This is a genomic window from Sphingobium sp. (assembly GCF_036170395.1).
Taxonomy (GTDB): Bacteria; Pseudomonadota; Alphaproteobacteria; order Sphingomonadales; family Sphingomonadaceae; genus Sphingobium.
Genome location: NZ_JAVHPD010000009.1, coordinates 1 through 12,812, shown reverse-complemented (window position 1 = coordinate 12,812; position 12,812 = coordinate 1). Strand labels below are relative to the sequence as shown.

The window sequence follows — 12,812 nt, the reverse complement described above, 5'->3', positions numbered from 1 at the left end:
GCACTGGCGCGGGGGGCGGGGGGTGCCTATAGCCTCTAGCCATGGTAGCGACCCCGAGAGACAAGAAGCCCGCCCCTGCCCGAGCCAAGGTGCGGCCGGCCGGATTTCCCACGCGCGAGGCGGTGATGGACTTTATCGCCTCCTCCGACACGCCCGCTGGCAAGCGCGAGATCGCCAAGGCGTTCGGCCTGAAAGGGCAGGAGAAGATCGCGCTCAAGGCGCTGCTGAAGGACATGGCGGACGAAGGGCTGATCGATGTCGGCCCGGCGCGCGCTTTCCACAAGATGGGCGGTGTGCCCAAGGTGACGGTGCTGCGGATCGTCGATGTCGATGACACGACCCTGATCGCGACGCCCGAACGCTGGGAGGCGGAGGGGCAGCCCGCGCCGCGCCTGCGCGTGATGGAGCGGGGGAAAAGGGGCGCGCTGACGATCGGCGACCGCATATTGGCGCGCACCGGGGAGGCGGGGCGCGGCTGGGTGGCGCACGTCATGAAGAAGCTCGCCAAGGCGAGCGAGGAATTGCTGGGCGTGGTCGAGACCATGGCCGACGGCAAGCTGTGGCTGCGCCCTGTGGACAAGCGCATCCGCAAGGACACGCCGATCAGCGACGCGGGCGAGGCGAAGCCGGGCGATCTTGTGCTGGCCGAGCCGCATGGCCGCCCGCCGCGTATATCCGCGCGCGTGACCGAGATATTGGGCGATCCCTTCGCGCCGCGCAGCTTCAGCCTGATCGCGATCCACAAGCATGGGATACCGCATGTGTTTCCCGAGCGGGTGGAGGAGGAGGCGGTCGTGGCGGCGGGGATCGGGGTGGGGCCGATCGCTTCGCTCGGCAAGGCGGACGGGGACACCCCTCCGACCGACCTGCGGTCGGCCACCTCCCCTGCAAGGGGAAAATTTGAGGGGCGGGAGGACTTGCGGGATTTGCCGATCGTGGCGATCGATCCGGTGGATGCGCGCGACCATGACGATGCGGTGTGGGCGGCGCCCGACGATGATCCGGCCAATCCGGGCGGATATAAGGCGATCGTCGCGATTGCGGACGTGAGCTATTATGTGCGGCCGGGGAGCGCGCTCGACAAGGAAGCGAGAAAGCGCGGGAACAGCGTCTATTTCCCGGATCTCGTCGTGCCGATGCTGCCGCATCAGCTCTCGTCCGACATATGCTCGCTGCGCGCCGGAGAGGATCGGGCGGCGATGGCGTGTCATCTGACCGTCAATGCGCAGGGCAAGGTGACCGCGTGGCGGTTCAGCCGGGCGGTGATCCGGGTGGCGGCGGTGCTGGCTTATGAGGATGCGCAGGCGGCGATAAACAATCAAAAGCCCCTCCCCTTCAGGGGAGGGGTTGGGGGTGGGGTGTCGCCCCAAGCGCAGCGCCATGAGGATGGACCCCACCCCAACCCCTCCCCTAAAGGGGAGGGGCTAGATTTGCTCGAAACTGCCCTCAAGCCCCTATGGGCGTGCTGGGCGTTGCTTCGCAAGGCGCGGGAGGGGCGGGAGCCGCTGGCGCTGGAGCTGCCGGAGCGGCGGGTGGTGCTGGATGAGAAGGGGCGGATCGTCAGCGTCGCGGTGCGCGAGCGGCTCGACGCGCATATGCTGATCGAGGATTTTATGATCGCGGCGAATGTCGCGGCGGCCAAGGCGCTGGAGGCGAAGAAGGCGCCGGTCATGTATCGCGTGCATGAGCCGCCGAGCCGCGACAAGTTGGTGGCGCTCAAGGACTATCTCTACACGTTCGGGATCGAGTTCGCGCTGGGGCAGGTGATAAGGCCCGCGACCTTCAACCGGCTGATCGCCAAGGTCGGCGAGGCGGAGGAGAAGCCGCAGATCATGGAGATGATCCTGCGCAGCCAGACGCAGGCCTATTATGCGCCTACGAACATGGGGCATTTCGGGCTGGCGCTGGGCAGCTATGCGCATTTCACTTCGCCGATCCGGCGCTATGCCGACCTTTTGGTGCATCGCGCGCTGGTGGGGGCTTATGGGCTGGAACTGCCGCCGCCCAAGGGCGATATCCCGGCCAAATCCTCGCTCAGCCAGGAGGATTATGAGAATATGGGCCGGGTGGGCGAGACAATCTCCCGCCATGAGCGGCGCGCGATGGAGGCCGAGCGCGAGACGATCGACCGCTATGTGGCGGCGTACCTGTCGGCGCATGTCGGGGAGGTGATGCCAGCGCGGATCACCGGGGTGCAGAATTTCGGCTTTTTCGCGACGGTCGAGGGGCTGGGCGGCGATGGGCTGGTGCCGGTGTCGATGCTGGGGGCCGAGCGGTTTTTCTACGACGAGGCGGCGCGGGCGCTGGAGGGGGTGGAGAGCGGGGATCGCTATGCGGTGGGGCAGCGGCTGGAGCTGCGGCTGGCGGAGGCGGACCCGGTGAACGGATCGCTGCGCTTCGAGCTGCCCGACGCGCCGGCGGTTGGCGGCGGTGGTCCGATGAAGCGGGATCGGACGCGGCCCGGCGCTCGGCCCGATGGGCGGCGCGGGCGGCCGGCGAACATCCGGCATATCGGCGCGAAGCGGGGGAAGCATAAAAGGTAGGGATTGGTGGCCCCCTAGTTTTTGTTCCGTCATTCCCGCGGAGGCGGGAATCCATCTCCCGACCTAACATCAAAAGGATAGCGCCGGAGATGGATCCCCGCCTTCGCGGGGATGACGATTGTTGGGCAGGGGTCAGCTCAGGCGGTCAATGGCTTCGGGGGAGAGGCCGCCGGGAATGACCATGATGGGGCAGGGGAGCTTGCCCGCGTCGGCGCCGGCGAAGTGGCTGACGAGCTTGCCGGGGTTGCCGCTGGCGGCCGCGCCGAGCACGAGGGCGGCGACATCGTCCATTTCCTCCAGCGTCTTGCGCACCACGGCAACGGCCTCGCCCTGGCGCACGGTGATGCTGGGGCGGATGCCGGATTCGTCGGACAGGGTGCCGGCCGCGCTGGTGACGAGCGCCTCGGCGCGTTGCAGCGCTTCCTCCTCCATCGTCGCCTGGACGCCGCCCCATTGCACGAACTCGGCCGGCGGGATGAGCGCGAGGATGCGGACCGCGCCGCCGGTCTTGGCCGCGCGGCGGGCGGCGAAGCGCAGCGCGGTCTCCGCTTCGGGCGACTCGTCCACGACGACCAGATATGTGCGCATAGGTGCCGCCCGCTTGCCTGAATCGCGTCCAATTGTTCGTCAGGAAGGACGCCTTGAACCTCTATGGTGAAATGTGGGGCATAATTTGCGGGTTCGCAAGCCGTTGCTTGACCGATCCGGCAAATGGGTGGAAATGGAAGCCAAACAGCCGGATGATCCAGAAGAGGCCCTGAACCCTATGAGCACTAACATCCAGATGCCCGCGCTTTCCCCGACGATGGAGGAAGGGACGCTCGCCAAATGGCTGGTAAAGGAGGGCGACAGGGTATCGTCGGGCGATCTGCTGGCGGAGATCGAGACCGACAAGGCGACGATGGAGTTCGAGGCGGTCGATGAGGGCGTGGTCGCCAAGATATTGGTCGCGGAAGGCTCCGAAGGGGTGAAGGTCGGCACCGTCATCGCGATCATCGCCGAAGAGGGCGAGGATGTGGCGGCAGCTGCATCCGGCGGCGGCGCGAAGGCGGAGGCGCCCGCGCCCAAGGCCGATCCGGTGCCGGAAAAGGCCGCTGGGCCTGCGCCCAAGGCGGACGCTGCGCCCGCCGCGAAGGCTGCGCCGTCTGGCGACGGGCGGGTCAAGGCCAGCCCGCTCGCGCGCCGGTTGGCGCAGGCGCAGGGCATCGACCTGTCGGGCATCGCCGGGTCGGGGCCGAACGGCCGGGTGGTGAAGGCCGACCTGGATGGCGCGAAGCCGGCCGCCGCCGCGTCTGCACCGACCGCAGCACCTGCCGCTGCCCCGGCTCCGGCGGCTGCGCCTGCCGCCGCGCCCGCGCCGGTCGTCCATGCGGCGCAGGACTTCGGCATTCCGCACGAGGTCATCAAGCTCAATGGTATGCGCAAGACGATCGCGCGCCGCCTGACCGAGTCCAAGCAGCAGGTGCCGCATATCTATCTGACTGTCGACATCCAGCTCGACAAGCTGCTGAAGCTGCGCGGCGAACTCAACGCCGGGCTTGAGAGCCGCAAGGTCAAGCTGTCGGTCAACGACCTGCTCATCAAGGCGCTGGGCGTCGCGCTGGTGCAGGTGCCCGAATGCAATGTGCAGTTCGCCGGCGACCAGATGCTGCAATTCAAGCGCGCCGACATTTCGGTGGCGGTGTCGATCCCCGGCGGGCTCATCACCCCGATCATCACCGAGGCGGACAGCAAGGGCGTCGCGGCCATCTCCACCGCGATGAAGGATCTTGCCGCGCGCGCCAAGGAAGGCAAGCTGAAGCCGGACGAATATCAGGGCGGCACGGCGTCGCTGTCCAATATGGGCATGTTCGGCATCAAGCAGTTCGAGGCGGTCATCAACCCGCCCCAGGCGATGATCATGGCGATCGGTGCGGGCGAGAAGCGGCCCTATATCGTCGAGGATGCGGTGCAGATCGCGACCGTCATGTCGGCGACCGGCAGCTTCGACCATCGCGCGATCGACGGCGCGGACGGCGCGCGGCTGATGCAGGTGTTCAAGGAACTGGTCGAGAACCCGATCGGGCTGCTCGCCTGATGGGCCATGTCGACGAACAGCCGCCCGAGGCCAGTCCGGCGGTGCGCGTCATCGCCATGCCCGCCGACACCAATCCCTATGGGGACATATTCGGCGGCTGGCTGATGAGCCTGATGGACTCGGCGGCGGGATCGGTCGCCGCGCGGCACAGCCATGGGCGCGCGGTCACGATCGCGGTCGAGGGTATGACCTTCCTGCGCCCGGTCGTGGTGGGGGATGAGGTGTCGGTCTTTGCAACCCTCAAATCCGTTGGGCGCACGTCGATGAAGATCGCCGTAGAAGCGTGGCGCCGGACCCGGCACGATGACCGCAGCTATCGCGTGACCCAGGCGACCTTCACCTTCGTGGCGATCGGAGAGGATCGCCAGCCCCGTTCCGTGCCGCCGATGGCGGAATGAGATAAGAGAGAAGAGATTATGGCTGAGAATTACGATCTCATCGTTCTGGGTTCCGGCCCCGGCGGCTATGTCGCGGCGATCCGGGCGGCGCAGCTGGGCCTGAAGACCGCCATTGTCGAGCGCGAGACTCTGGGCGGCATCTGCCTCAATTGGGGCTGCATCCCGACCAAGGCGCTGCTGCGGTCGGCGGAAATCTATCACTATATGCAGCATGCCGGCGATTATGGGCTGGCGGCGGAGAAGATCAGCGCGGACATCGCGGCGGTCGTGAAGCGCTCGCGCGGGGTCGCCAAGCAGCTCAACCAGGGCGTCACGCACCTGATGAAGAAGAACAAGATCGCCGTCCATATGGGCGAGGGCAAGCTGACCGGGAAGGGTAAGCTGTCCGTCACCAAGGACGGGAAGACCGAGGAACTGACCGCCAAGAACATCATTCTGGCGACCGGGGCGCGGGCGCGCGACCTGCCGGGGACGCCGGCCGACGGCAAGCGGGTGTGGACCTATCGCCACGCGATGACCCCGCCGGAAATGCCGAGCAAGCTGCTGGTCATCGGATCGGGCGCGATCGGGATCGAGTTCGCCAGCTTCTATAACGACATGGGCGCGGACGTGACCGTCGTGGAAATGATGGACCGCATCGTGCCGGTCGAGGATGCGGATGTGTCCGCCTTTCTGGAGAAGGCGCTCAAGAAGCAGGGCATGACCATCCTGACCGGGGCGGGCGTCAGCGACATCAATGTCAGCGACACGGGCGTTTCGGCGAAGCTCAAGGACAAGGCGGGCAAGGAGACGGTCGCCGAGTTCAGCCATATGATCGTCGCCATCGGCATCGTGCCCAACACGGCCGACATCGGCCTTAAAGAACTGGGCGTGGCGGTGGACGACCGCGGTTTTCTGAAGACCGACGCGATGTGCCGCACCAATGTCGAGGGCCTCTGGGCGATCGGCGACATCACCGCGCCGCCATGGCTAGCGCACAAGGCCAGTCATGAGGGCGTGATCGCCGCCGAAGCCATCGCCGGCAAGCATCCCCACGCGATGGACGTGCGCAATATTCCGGGCTGCACCTATTGCCATCCGCAGATCGCGTCGGTGGGCCTGACCGAGGCCAAGGCCAAGGAAGCGGGCTATGAGGTGAAGGTCGGCATGTTCCCCTTCATCGGCAATGGCAAGGCGATTGCGCTGGGCGAGGCGGAAGGCTTCACCAAGACGGTGTTCGACGCGAAGACCGGCGAGCTGCTGGGCGCGCATATGATCGGCGCGGAAGTGACCGAGATGATCCAGGGCTATACGATCGGGAAAACGCTGGAGACGACCGAGGCGGAGTTGATGCACACGGTGTTCCCGCATCCGACGATCAGCGAGTCCATGCACGAAAGCGTGCTCGCCGCTTATGGGCGTGCGCTCCATATCTAAGCCGAACATCCGGGTCGCGAAAGGCGCGGGGGCTTTGGCTCTCGCGCTTTTTTGCGTGTTGCTGATCGCGCTGATGCAGCGGGCCGGGTGGCTCGATGCGGTGAATGTCGGGCTGATGGAAGCGGGCGGCCGGGCGCGGGAGACGGCGCTGGGCGGGCATGTGACGGTGGTCATGCAGCTGGCGTCGGCGGTCGGCGGGACGGCCGGCAGGCTGGCGCTGGTGGCGGTGGTGCTGCTGCCGTTGCTCTGGTTCGGGTGGCGGCGGTCGGCGCTGTGGTTCGGCGCGACGATCGCGGGGGGGACATTGCTGAACCTGGGGCTCAAGCAGATTTTCGCTGCGCCCCGGCCGGACCTGCTGCCGCATCTCGATATTGTGAATAGTTACAGCTTCCCGAGCGGTCATGCGGCGGGGAATATGATGTTCTTCGGCGCGGTGGCGATGCTGGCGGGGCGGCGGGGCGGCTATGTCGCGGCGGCGGCGATGATCGCGCTGATCGGGGTCAGCCGGGTGTGGCTGGGGGTGCATTGGCCTAGCGACGTCACCGCCGGTTGGATCGAGGGGCTGGGCTGGCTGGTGTTTTGCGGCGCCTGGCTACCAGCGCGGGGAGGGCAGCAGAAGCTCGCGGAGAAGGTCGTCATGCGGGGGCATCCCGTCGCTGGTGACGAAGCCGTGGACCCAGAAACTGTCATAGACGGTGGCGGCGGCGATCAACATTAGCGGGATCGCGGTGGCCGCGAGCAGGCGCTGCGCGCCGCGCACCGGCTGGGCGGGCGACAGCGCCAGCAGCACGAGCGGCAGGACGGGCAGGAAATAGCGGCCCTGCGTCCCCTGGATATAGTCCGCGCCCAAGGGCGTGCCGGTCAGATACATGGCGATTTCGACCAATAGCGCCATGCCCGCCGCGACGGCGAGCCACCAGAGCCGTTGGAGGATGCCGAAGCGCGCGCCGGACCCGCTCGCGACGCCCGCGCCGAGCATCAGCAGCGCGAGCGGATAGGCGATGAGCGGCAGCAGGATCGCGTTCCAGCCGAAACGGCCGACGATCTGAAGCGCATAGACCGGCGCGCGCTCGGTGACGCTGGAGACGAGGATGCGGACGAAGCCGGCGGGATCGGCGAGGACGAGGGCGAGCTGATCGCGCAGCGGCGCGGTCATCATCGTCTCGCCGGTCTTGCGCGACTGGATATGGTAGAGCGCCTGGCTGCCGCCTGAGACATGCATCCAGCCGAGGAAGGCGAGCGCGCCGAGCGCCATGGCCGCGAGGATCAGCCAGGGGCGCAGGTCGCGGCGGCCCGCGGGCCAGCGCAGGCCGGCGGCCATGAGGGGGAGATAGACGCCTTTGCAGAGCGCCAGCAGCGGGCCGGTGATGAACAGCGTGGCGGTGCGGGCCGGGGCGGGGCTCATGAAGCCGGTGCGCAGCGCCAATGCGAGGCCGAGGAAGCCGAGGCCGTTGATGACGGCGTCGGGGGAGAGTGAGCCGGTCTGATAGGCGAAGGTCGGCAGCAGGGCGGTGGCGAGCAGCGCGTTGCGGCCGAAGGGGAGCAGGGCGAGCGCGGCGGCGAGGAGGGCGAGGCCGGCAAGCGCGTTGACGAGCCGGCCGGCGTAGAAGGCTTCGATCCACGGCAGGCCGGTGGCGCGGCCGAGCGCGAGGCCCGCCGCGCCGGCGGCGTAGAGGCTGGGGGCATAGCTCGCGACATTGGGGAAGTCGGCGAAGGCGTCGCCGGGGCGGGTGGCGTCGGCGGCGGCGCTGGCCTTGAGCTGGGTGGCGTCGAAGCGTCGGGGCGTCGGGGGAACGTCGGTCGGAAAATCGATGGCGTGGATGTCGAGCGCGGCGCGGGGCAGCTGCGCGCCGATCGCGGGACCGCGCTGCTCGGTTAGCAGCTTGCCCTGGGTGAGGGCCAGCGCCTTCATATAATGCTGATTCTCGTCGGGCGCCTGGAAGGGCGGGGTGATGGCGGCGAAGAAGAGGGTGGCGGCGCAGACGAGGGCGAGCAACAGCTTCTCGAGCGCGCTCCATGGGGCGGCGAACAGCATGTCCGCTGGGCGGCCTGCGCGCATCTGGTGCCGTTCGCTTCGCATGATCCTGTGTCGTTCCGCCCGAATGGATAGCGACCATCGCAGCGGGGGCTTAATATTTCGCGACTGTCAGGGAATGTTGCCGTCTCGTACCGAGGTAGGCGGATGGAGGATCCAAAAAGAGGAAAAGATCTTGTTCCCCGGCGCAGGCCGGGGCCCAGTTCCACGCTCTGACCTGGACCCCGGCCTCCGTCGGGGAACAAGAAGCTTTAGATTTGGGCCAGCGCATATTCGCATTGGTCCTTTGCCATTTTGCGGCGCAATGGCTGCTGAGCCGGAGGCCAGAGCGGCTGGAGCATCGGGCTTTATACCAAGCTGCGTTGATGAGAACTTGTAAGCCCCTCCCCTGAAGGGGAGGGGCTTTAGGTCGGCATCGGCGTAGCATGGCATTATATGAGAACCGTTCGCCCCGAGCCGGTCGAGGGGCAGGTCTTTTCTCAAACGGAACGGCGGGGCTTCGACAGGCTCAGCCCGAACGGACGTGGGTATGATCCGGCGTCAACGAGCGTTGTTCTAAACAGGGTCAGCATGAGGGGATGGTGGGGCTGCTCGCCTCATTCCTCCGCTTCCGCCCGCTCCTCCGGCGGATGCAGGCGCAGGCGGGTGACTCGGCGGCCGTCGCTGGCGACGATTTCGAGTTTCCAGCCGCTTTCCTCGTGCAGCAATATCTCGCCGGGGTCGGGGACGCGGCCGGCGAGGATGAAGGCGAGGCCGCCCAGCGTGTCGACATCCTCCTCGACGTCGCCGAGCCGTTCGTCGATTTCCTCGGCTACGTCGTCCAGCTCGGCGCGGGCGTCGGCTTCCCAGAGGCCGCCGTCTAAGGGGACGAGCATCGCTTCGGGCGCATCGTCATGCTCGTCCTCGACCTCGCCGACGATTTCCTCGACCAGATCCTCGAAGGTGAGCAGCCCTTCGGTGCCCGAATATTCGTCGAGCACGATGGCGAGATGGGTGCGCTTGGCGCGCATTTCGGCGAGCAGGTCGAGCGCGCCCATGCTTTCGGGCACATAAAGCGGCTGGCGGATCAGAGGCGCGAGCGTGTCGGGCACCGGCGCCTTGCCCGCGAGGATCGCGAAGGCGTCGCGGATGTGGATCATGCCGACGATCGTGTCGAGATTTTCGCGATAGACCGGGATGCGGCTGTGCCCCGCCTCGGCGAAGAGGGCGGCGAGATCGGCGAAGCTCGCTTTTTCCTCGATCGCGATGATGTCGGCGCGGGGGACGGCGACATCGTCCACCGTATGTTCGGAAAAATGGAGGAGGTTGCGGACCATCTGCCGCTCGATCGCGGACAGGTCGCCCTTGGCAGGCGGATTCTGCGCCTGATCTTCCTCGTCATAATCGTCGAGCGCTTCCTCCAGCTCCTTGCGGAGGCTGGTTTCCTCGCCCTCGCCGAAGAGGAGCGACTTGATGCCGCTCCACAGGCCGCCTTCGCTGCTACTGTCCGCTTCTTTCGAAGTGGCGCCCTCGTCAGCCATGATGTCGTTCAATCCCCTGTTGGTCGATCCGCATAGGGATCGGCAAGGCCCAGACTGGCGAGCGCGGCGATCTCCAGCGCTTCCATGGCCTCGGCCTCATTGTCGTCCATATGGTCGTAGCCGAGCAAATGAAAAGTGCCGTGGACGATCAAATGGGTCGCATGATCGGCGACGCTGATGCCCCTTTCGGCGGCTTCGGCGGCGCAGACGCCTTCCGCCAGCACGATGTCGCCCAGCAGCACCTCGCCATCGTCGGTGTTGGCGGTGGCCTGGAGCAGGTCGTCCTGCACCATCGGGAAGGAGAGGACGTTGGTCGGCCGGTCCTTGTCGCGATAGGCGCGGTTGAGGTGGTGGACTTCCGCGTCGGAGGTGAGTTTGACCGCGATCTCGTAAAGGGTCGGGGCGGCGGCGAAGGCGGCATAGGGGCTGTGCGCGATCGCGGCGGCGACGGCGCGGTCGGCGAGGGATTGCCAGTCGGCGTCCGGCCAGCCGGCTTCGTGGAGGAGGGCGACGTCGATCATGGTATCAATATTCCGTTCGGGCTGAGCGAAGTCGAAGCCTTCTGCCTGAGCGGAGGCGAAGGCGCCTCGCTCCGCTCGGCAGAGCCCTTCGACAGGCTCAGGGCGAACGGGTTATGTACGAGGTCAGGCATCCGGCCCCTCATAGGCCTGGACGATGCGGCCGACCACGGGATGGCGCACCACGTCGGCGATGCCGAAGGGGACCATGGCGATGCCTTCCACCCCGTCGAGCCGGGCGACTGCGTCGGCGAGGCCGGAGATGCCGGGTTGGGGCAGGTCGACCTGCTTGGGATCGCCGCAGATGACCATGCGGCTGCCTTCGCCGAAGCGGGTCAAGAACATCTTCATCTGGGCGATGGTGGTGTTCTGCGCCTCGTCCAGCACGATGAAGGCGTTGGCCAGCGTGCGGCCGCGCATGAAGGCGAGCGGCGCGATCTCGATCTCGCCGGACGCGATGCGGCGTTCCACCTGCTCGGCGGGCAGCGTGTCGTGCAGCGCGTCGTAGATCGGGCGGAGATAGGGATCGACCTTTTCCTTCATGTCGCCGGGCAGGAAGCCGAGCTTTTCGCCCGCTTCCACGGCGGGGCGGGAGAGGATGAGGCGATCGACGCTGCCGGTGATGAGCTGGCTGACCGCCTGGGCGACGGCGAGATAGGTCTTGCCGGTGCCGGCCGGGCCGAGCGCGAAGATGATGTCGTTGCGGGTCAGCGCCTCCATATAGGTGACCTGGGTGGCGCTGCGCGGGACGATCGTCTTCTTGCGGGTACGGATCATCACCTTGGGCGGTTCGGCCACGTCATGGCGGATGATGCCGTCGAGCGTGGGTTCGGCGGACATGGCGATGACCGCCTCGACCGCGCCGCCATCGATTTCCTGGCCCGCCGCGATGCGGTTGTAGAGGCCGGTCATGACGTCGCGGGCGCGCGCGGCGGCCTCCGCTTCGCCCTCGATCTGGAGCTTGTTGCCGCGCGCGGCGATGTAGACGCCGAGGCGGTTTTCGATCGCGACGAGATTCTGGTCATATTGGCCGAAGAGCGCGCCCAGAAGGTGCGGCTTGTCGAACGTGACTTCGAGCCGCGCGCGCTCGGTGGTGTCGGCGCGGGGGCTGTGGTGGGGCTTCTTGGACATTCATCGGCCTCCCTTGTCGTCCGTCCCGTCCCGGTTGGGGAGCGACCATGTCCCTGACCCAAGCGCTTGCCGAGGGATCGGGAGATGGGTTCCCGCTTGCGCGGGAATGACGGTTTTTGGGTTCAAGCGGCCTTCCTCCTCACGGTTTCGCCGGCCAGGCTGTTCGGGCCGGCGCTGATGATAGTGACATCAACCATGTCGCCGATGGAAAGCTCCGGCGCGGTGACGACGACCGACTGGAGCCAGGGCGACTTGCCGATGAGCTGGCCGGGGTGACGGCCCTTGCGTTCGAGCAGGATATCGGTGGTGCGGCCGACGGTCGCCGCGTTGAAATCCGCCTGCTGGCGGTTGAGCAAAGCCTGAAGCCGGGCGAGGCGGTCTTCCATGATGTCGGCGGCGACCTGGCCGTCCATGTCGGCGGCGGGGGTGCCGGGGCGGGGGCTATATTTGAAGCTGTAGCATTGGGCGTAGCGGACCTGCTCCACGATGGCGAGCGTGTCCTGAAACTCCGCCTCGGTCTCGCCGGGGAAGCCGACGATGAAGTCGCCCGAAATGGCGATGTCGGGGCGGGCGGCGCGGACGCGCTCTATGATCCGTAGGTAACTCTCCGCGCTGTGGCTGCGGTTCATGGCTTTCAGGATATGGTCGTTGCCCGCCTGCACCGGCAAATGGAGGAAGGGCATGAGCTTGTCCACCTCGCCATGGGCAGCGATCAGGCCATCGCTCATGTCATTGGGGTGGCTGGTGGTGTAGCGGATGCGGGCGAGGCCGCCGATCTTCGCGAGTTCGCGCACGAGGCCATCCATGCCCTGCGCGCGGCCCTTGTCGTCCTCGCCTTCCCAAGCGTTGACATTCTGCCCGAGCAGGGTGATTTCGCGCGCGCCGCCGTCAACCAGCGCCTTGGCTTCATCGATGATGGCCAACCAGGACCGGCTGATCTCCGCGCCGCGCGTGTAGGGGACGACGCAATAGGTGCAGAATTTGTCGCAGCCTTCCATGATGGTGAGGAAGGCGGTGGGACGCGCCTGCTTGGTGCGGGCGGGGAGCGCGCCGAATTTGGAGGCGAGCGGCATGTCGGTATCGACGGCGGCTTCGCCGCGCCCGGCCTTGCCGATGAGATCGGGCAGGCGGTGATAGGCCTGCGGGCCGACGACGATGTCGACATTGCGGGCGC

The 12,812-nt window shown here is 66.9% G+C and carries 10 protein-coding genes and 1 pseudogene; 5 read left to right on the top strand and 6 right to left on the bottom strand.

Annotated features, from left to right (window positions below):
- The first annotated feature begins 41 nt into the window (after positions 1-41).
- On the top strand, positions 42-2,543 hold the full coding sequence (locus V2B31_RS03435) for a ribonuclease R family protein (protein ID WP_328275297.1): 2,502 nt from the start codon (positions 42-44) through the stop codon (positions 2,541-2,543).
- 132 nt (positions 2,544-2,675) lie between these two features.
- Here the strand turns inward: V2B31_RS03435 and V2B31_RS03430 are convergent, their stop codons facing one another.
- The gene (locus V2B31_RS03430; protein ID WP_328275295.1) at positions 2,676-3,131 is read right to left on the bottom strand and encodes a universal stress protein; all 456 of its coding nucleotides are present in this window, start codon (positions 3,129-3,131) and stop codon (positions 2,676-2,678) included.
- A 178-nt stretch (positions 3,132-3,309) separates the two neighbouring features.
- On the opposite strand from V2B31_RS03430, the gene V2B31_RS03425 reads away from it, so the two are divergent.
- The 4 genes and pseudogenes from V2B31_RS03425 to V2B31_RS03410 form a co-directional block, all read left to right on the top strand.
- Entirely contained in the window at positions 3,310-4,620 is a 1,311-nt protein-coding gene (locus tag V2B31_RS03425) for a pyruvate dehydrogenase complex dihydrolipoamide acetyltransferase (protein ID WP_328275293.1), read from the top strand.
- Entirely contained in the window at positions 4,620-5,018 is a 399-nt protein-coding gene (locus V2B31_RS03420; RefSeq protein WP_328275291.1) for an acyl-CoA thioesterase, read from the top strand. Before V2B31_RS03425 ends, V2B31_RS03420 begins: the two co-directional genes overlap by 1 nt.
- An 18-nt stretch (positions 5,019-5,036) precedes the next feature.
- The gene (gene lpdA, locus V2B31_RS03415; protein WP_328275289.1) at positions 5,037-6,434 is read left to right on the top strand and encodes a dihydrolipoyl dehydrogenase; all 1,398 of its coding nucleotides are present in this window, start codon (positions 5,037-5,039) and stop codon (positions 6,432-6,434) included.
- Positions 6,412-6,975 (top strand): annotated as a pseudogene (locus tag V2B31_RS03410) (phosphatase PAP2 family protein); the annotation flags it as partial. The gene lpdA and the pseudogene V2B31_RS03410, both read left to right, overlap by 23 nt.
- Before the next feature lie 51 nt (positions 6,976-7,026).
- Here the strand turns inward: V2B31_RS03410 and V2B31_RS03405 are convergent.
- The 5 genes from V2B31_RS03405 to miaB form a co-directional block, all read right to left on the bottom strand.
- Positions 7,027-8,514, bottom strand: a complete 1,488-nt coding sequence (locus V2B31_RS03405) for a DUF2142 domain-containing protein (protein ID WP_328275287.1) — start codon at positions 8,512-8,514, stop codon at positions 7,027-7,029.
- A gap of 551 nt (positions 8,515-9,065) precedes the next feature.
- A complete protein-coding gene (locus tag V2B31_RS03400) occupies positions 9,066-9,989 on the bottom strand; it encodes a hemolysin family protein (protein ID WP_328275285.1) in 924 nt (307 codons plus the stop codon).
- A gap of 8 nt (positions 9,990-9,997) precedes the next feature.
- The gene (gene ybeY, locus V2B31_RS03395; protein ID WP_328275283.1) at positions 9,998-10,510 is read right to left on the bottom strand and encodes an rRNA maturation RNase YbeY; all 513 of its coding nucleotides are present in this window, start codon (positions 10,508-10,510) and stop codon (positions 9,998-10,000) included.
- 123 nt (positions 10,511-10,633) lie between these two features.
- A complete protein-coding gene (locus tag V2B31_RS03390) occupies positions 10,634-11,638 on the bottom strand; it encodes a PhoH family protein (RefSeq protein WP_328275281.1) in 1,005 nt (334 codons plus the stop codon).
- 122 nt (positions 11,639-11,760) lie between these two features.
- On the bottom strand, positions 11,761-12,812 hold a 1,052-nt coding region (gene miaB / locus V2B31_RS03385; RefSeq protein ID WP_328275279.1), incomplete at its 5' end, for a tRNA (N6-isopentenyl adenosine(37)-C2)-methylthiotransferase MiaB.

Bases quoted from the DNA above. Each gene is read 5' to 3' on its own strand.
- V2B31_RS03430 (WP_328275295.1), bottom strand. From the start codon at position 3,131: ATGCGCACATATCTGGTCGTCGTGGACGAGTCGCCCGAAGCGGAGACC.
- V2B31_RS03405 (WP_328275287.1), bottom strand. From the start codon at position 8,514: ATGCGAAGCGAACGGCACCAGATGCGCGCAGGCCGCCCAGCGGACATG.
- V2B31_RS03425 (WP_328275293.1), top strand. From the start codon at position 3,310: ATGAGCACTAACATCCAGATGCCCGCGCTTTCCCCGACGATGGAGGAA.
- lpdA (WP_328275289.1), top strand. From the start codon at position 5,037: ATGGCTGAGAATTACGATCTCATCGTTCTGGGTTCCGGCCCCGGCGGC.
- V2B31_RS03400 (WP_328275285.1), bottom strand. From the start codon at position 9,989: ATGGCTGACGAGGGCGCCACTTCGAAAGAAGCGGACAGTAGCAGCGAA.
- ybeY (WP_328275283.1), bottom strand. From the start codon at position 10,510: ATGATCGACGTCGCCCTCCTCCACGAAGCCGGCTGGCCGGACGCCGAC.
- V2B31_RS03420 (WP_328275291.1), top strand. From the start codon at position 4,620: ATGGGCCATGTCGACGAACAGCCGCCCGAGGCCAGTCCGGCGGTGCGC.
- V2B31_RS03435 (WP_328275297.1), top strand. From the start codon at position 42: ATGGTAGCGACCCCGAGAGACAAGAAGCCCGCCCCTGCCCGAGCCAAG.
- V2B31_RS03390 (WP_328275281.1), bottom strand. From the start codon at position 11,638: ATGTCCAAGAAGCCCCACCACAGCCCCCGCGCCGACACCACCGAGCGC.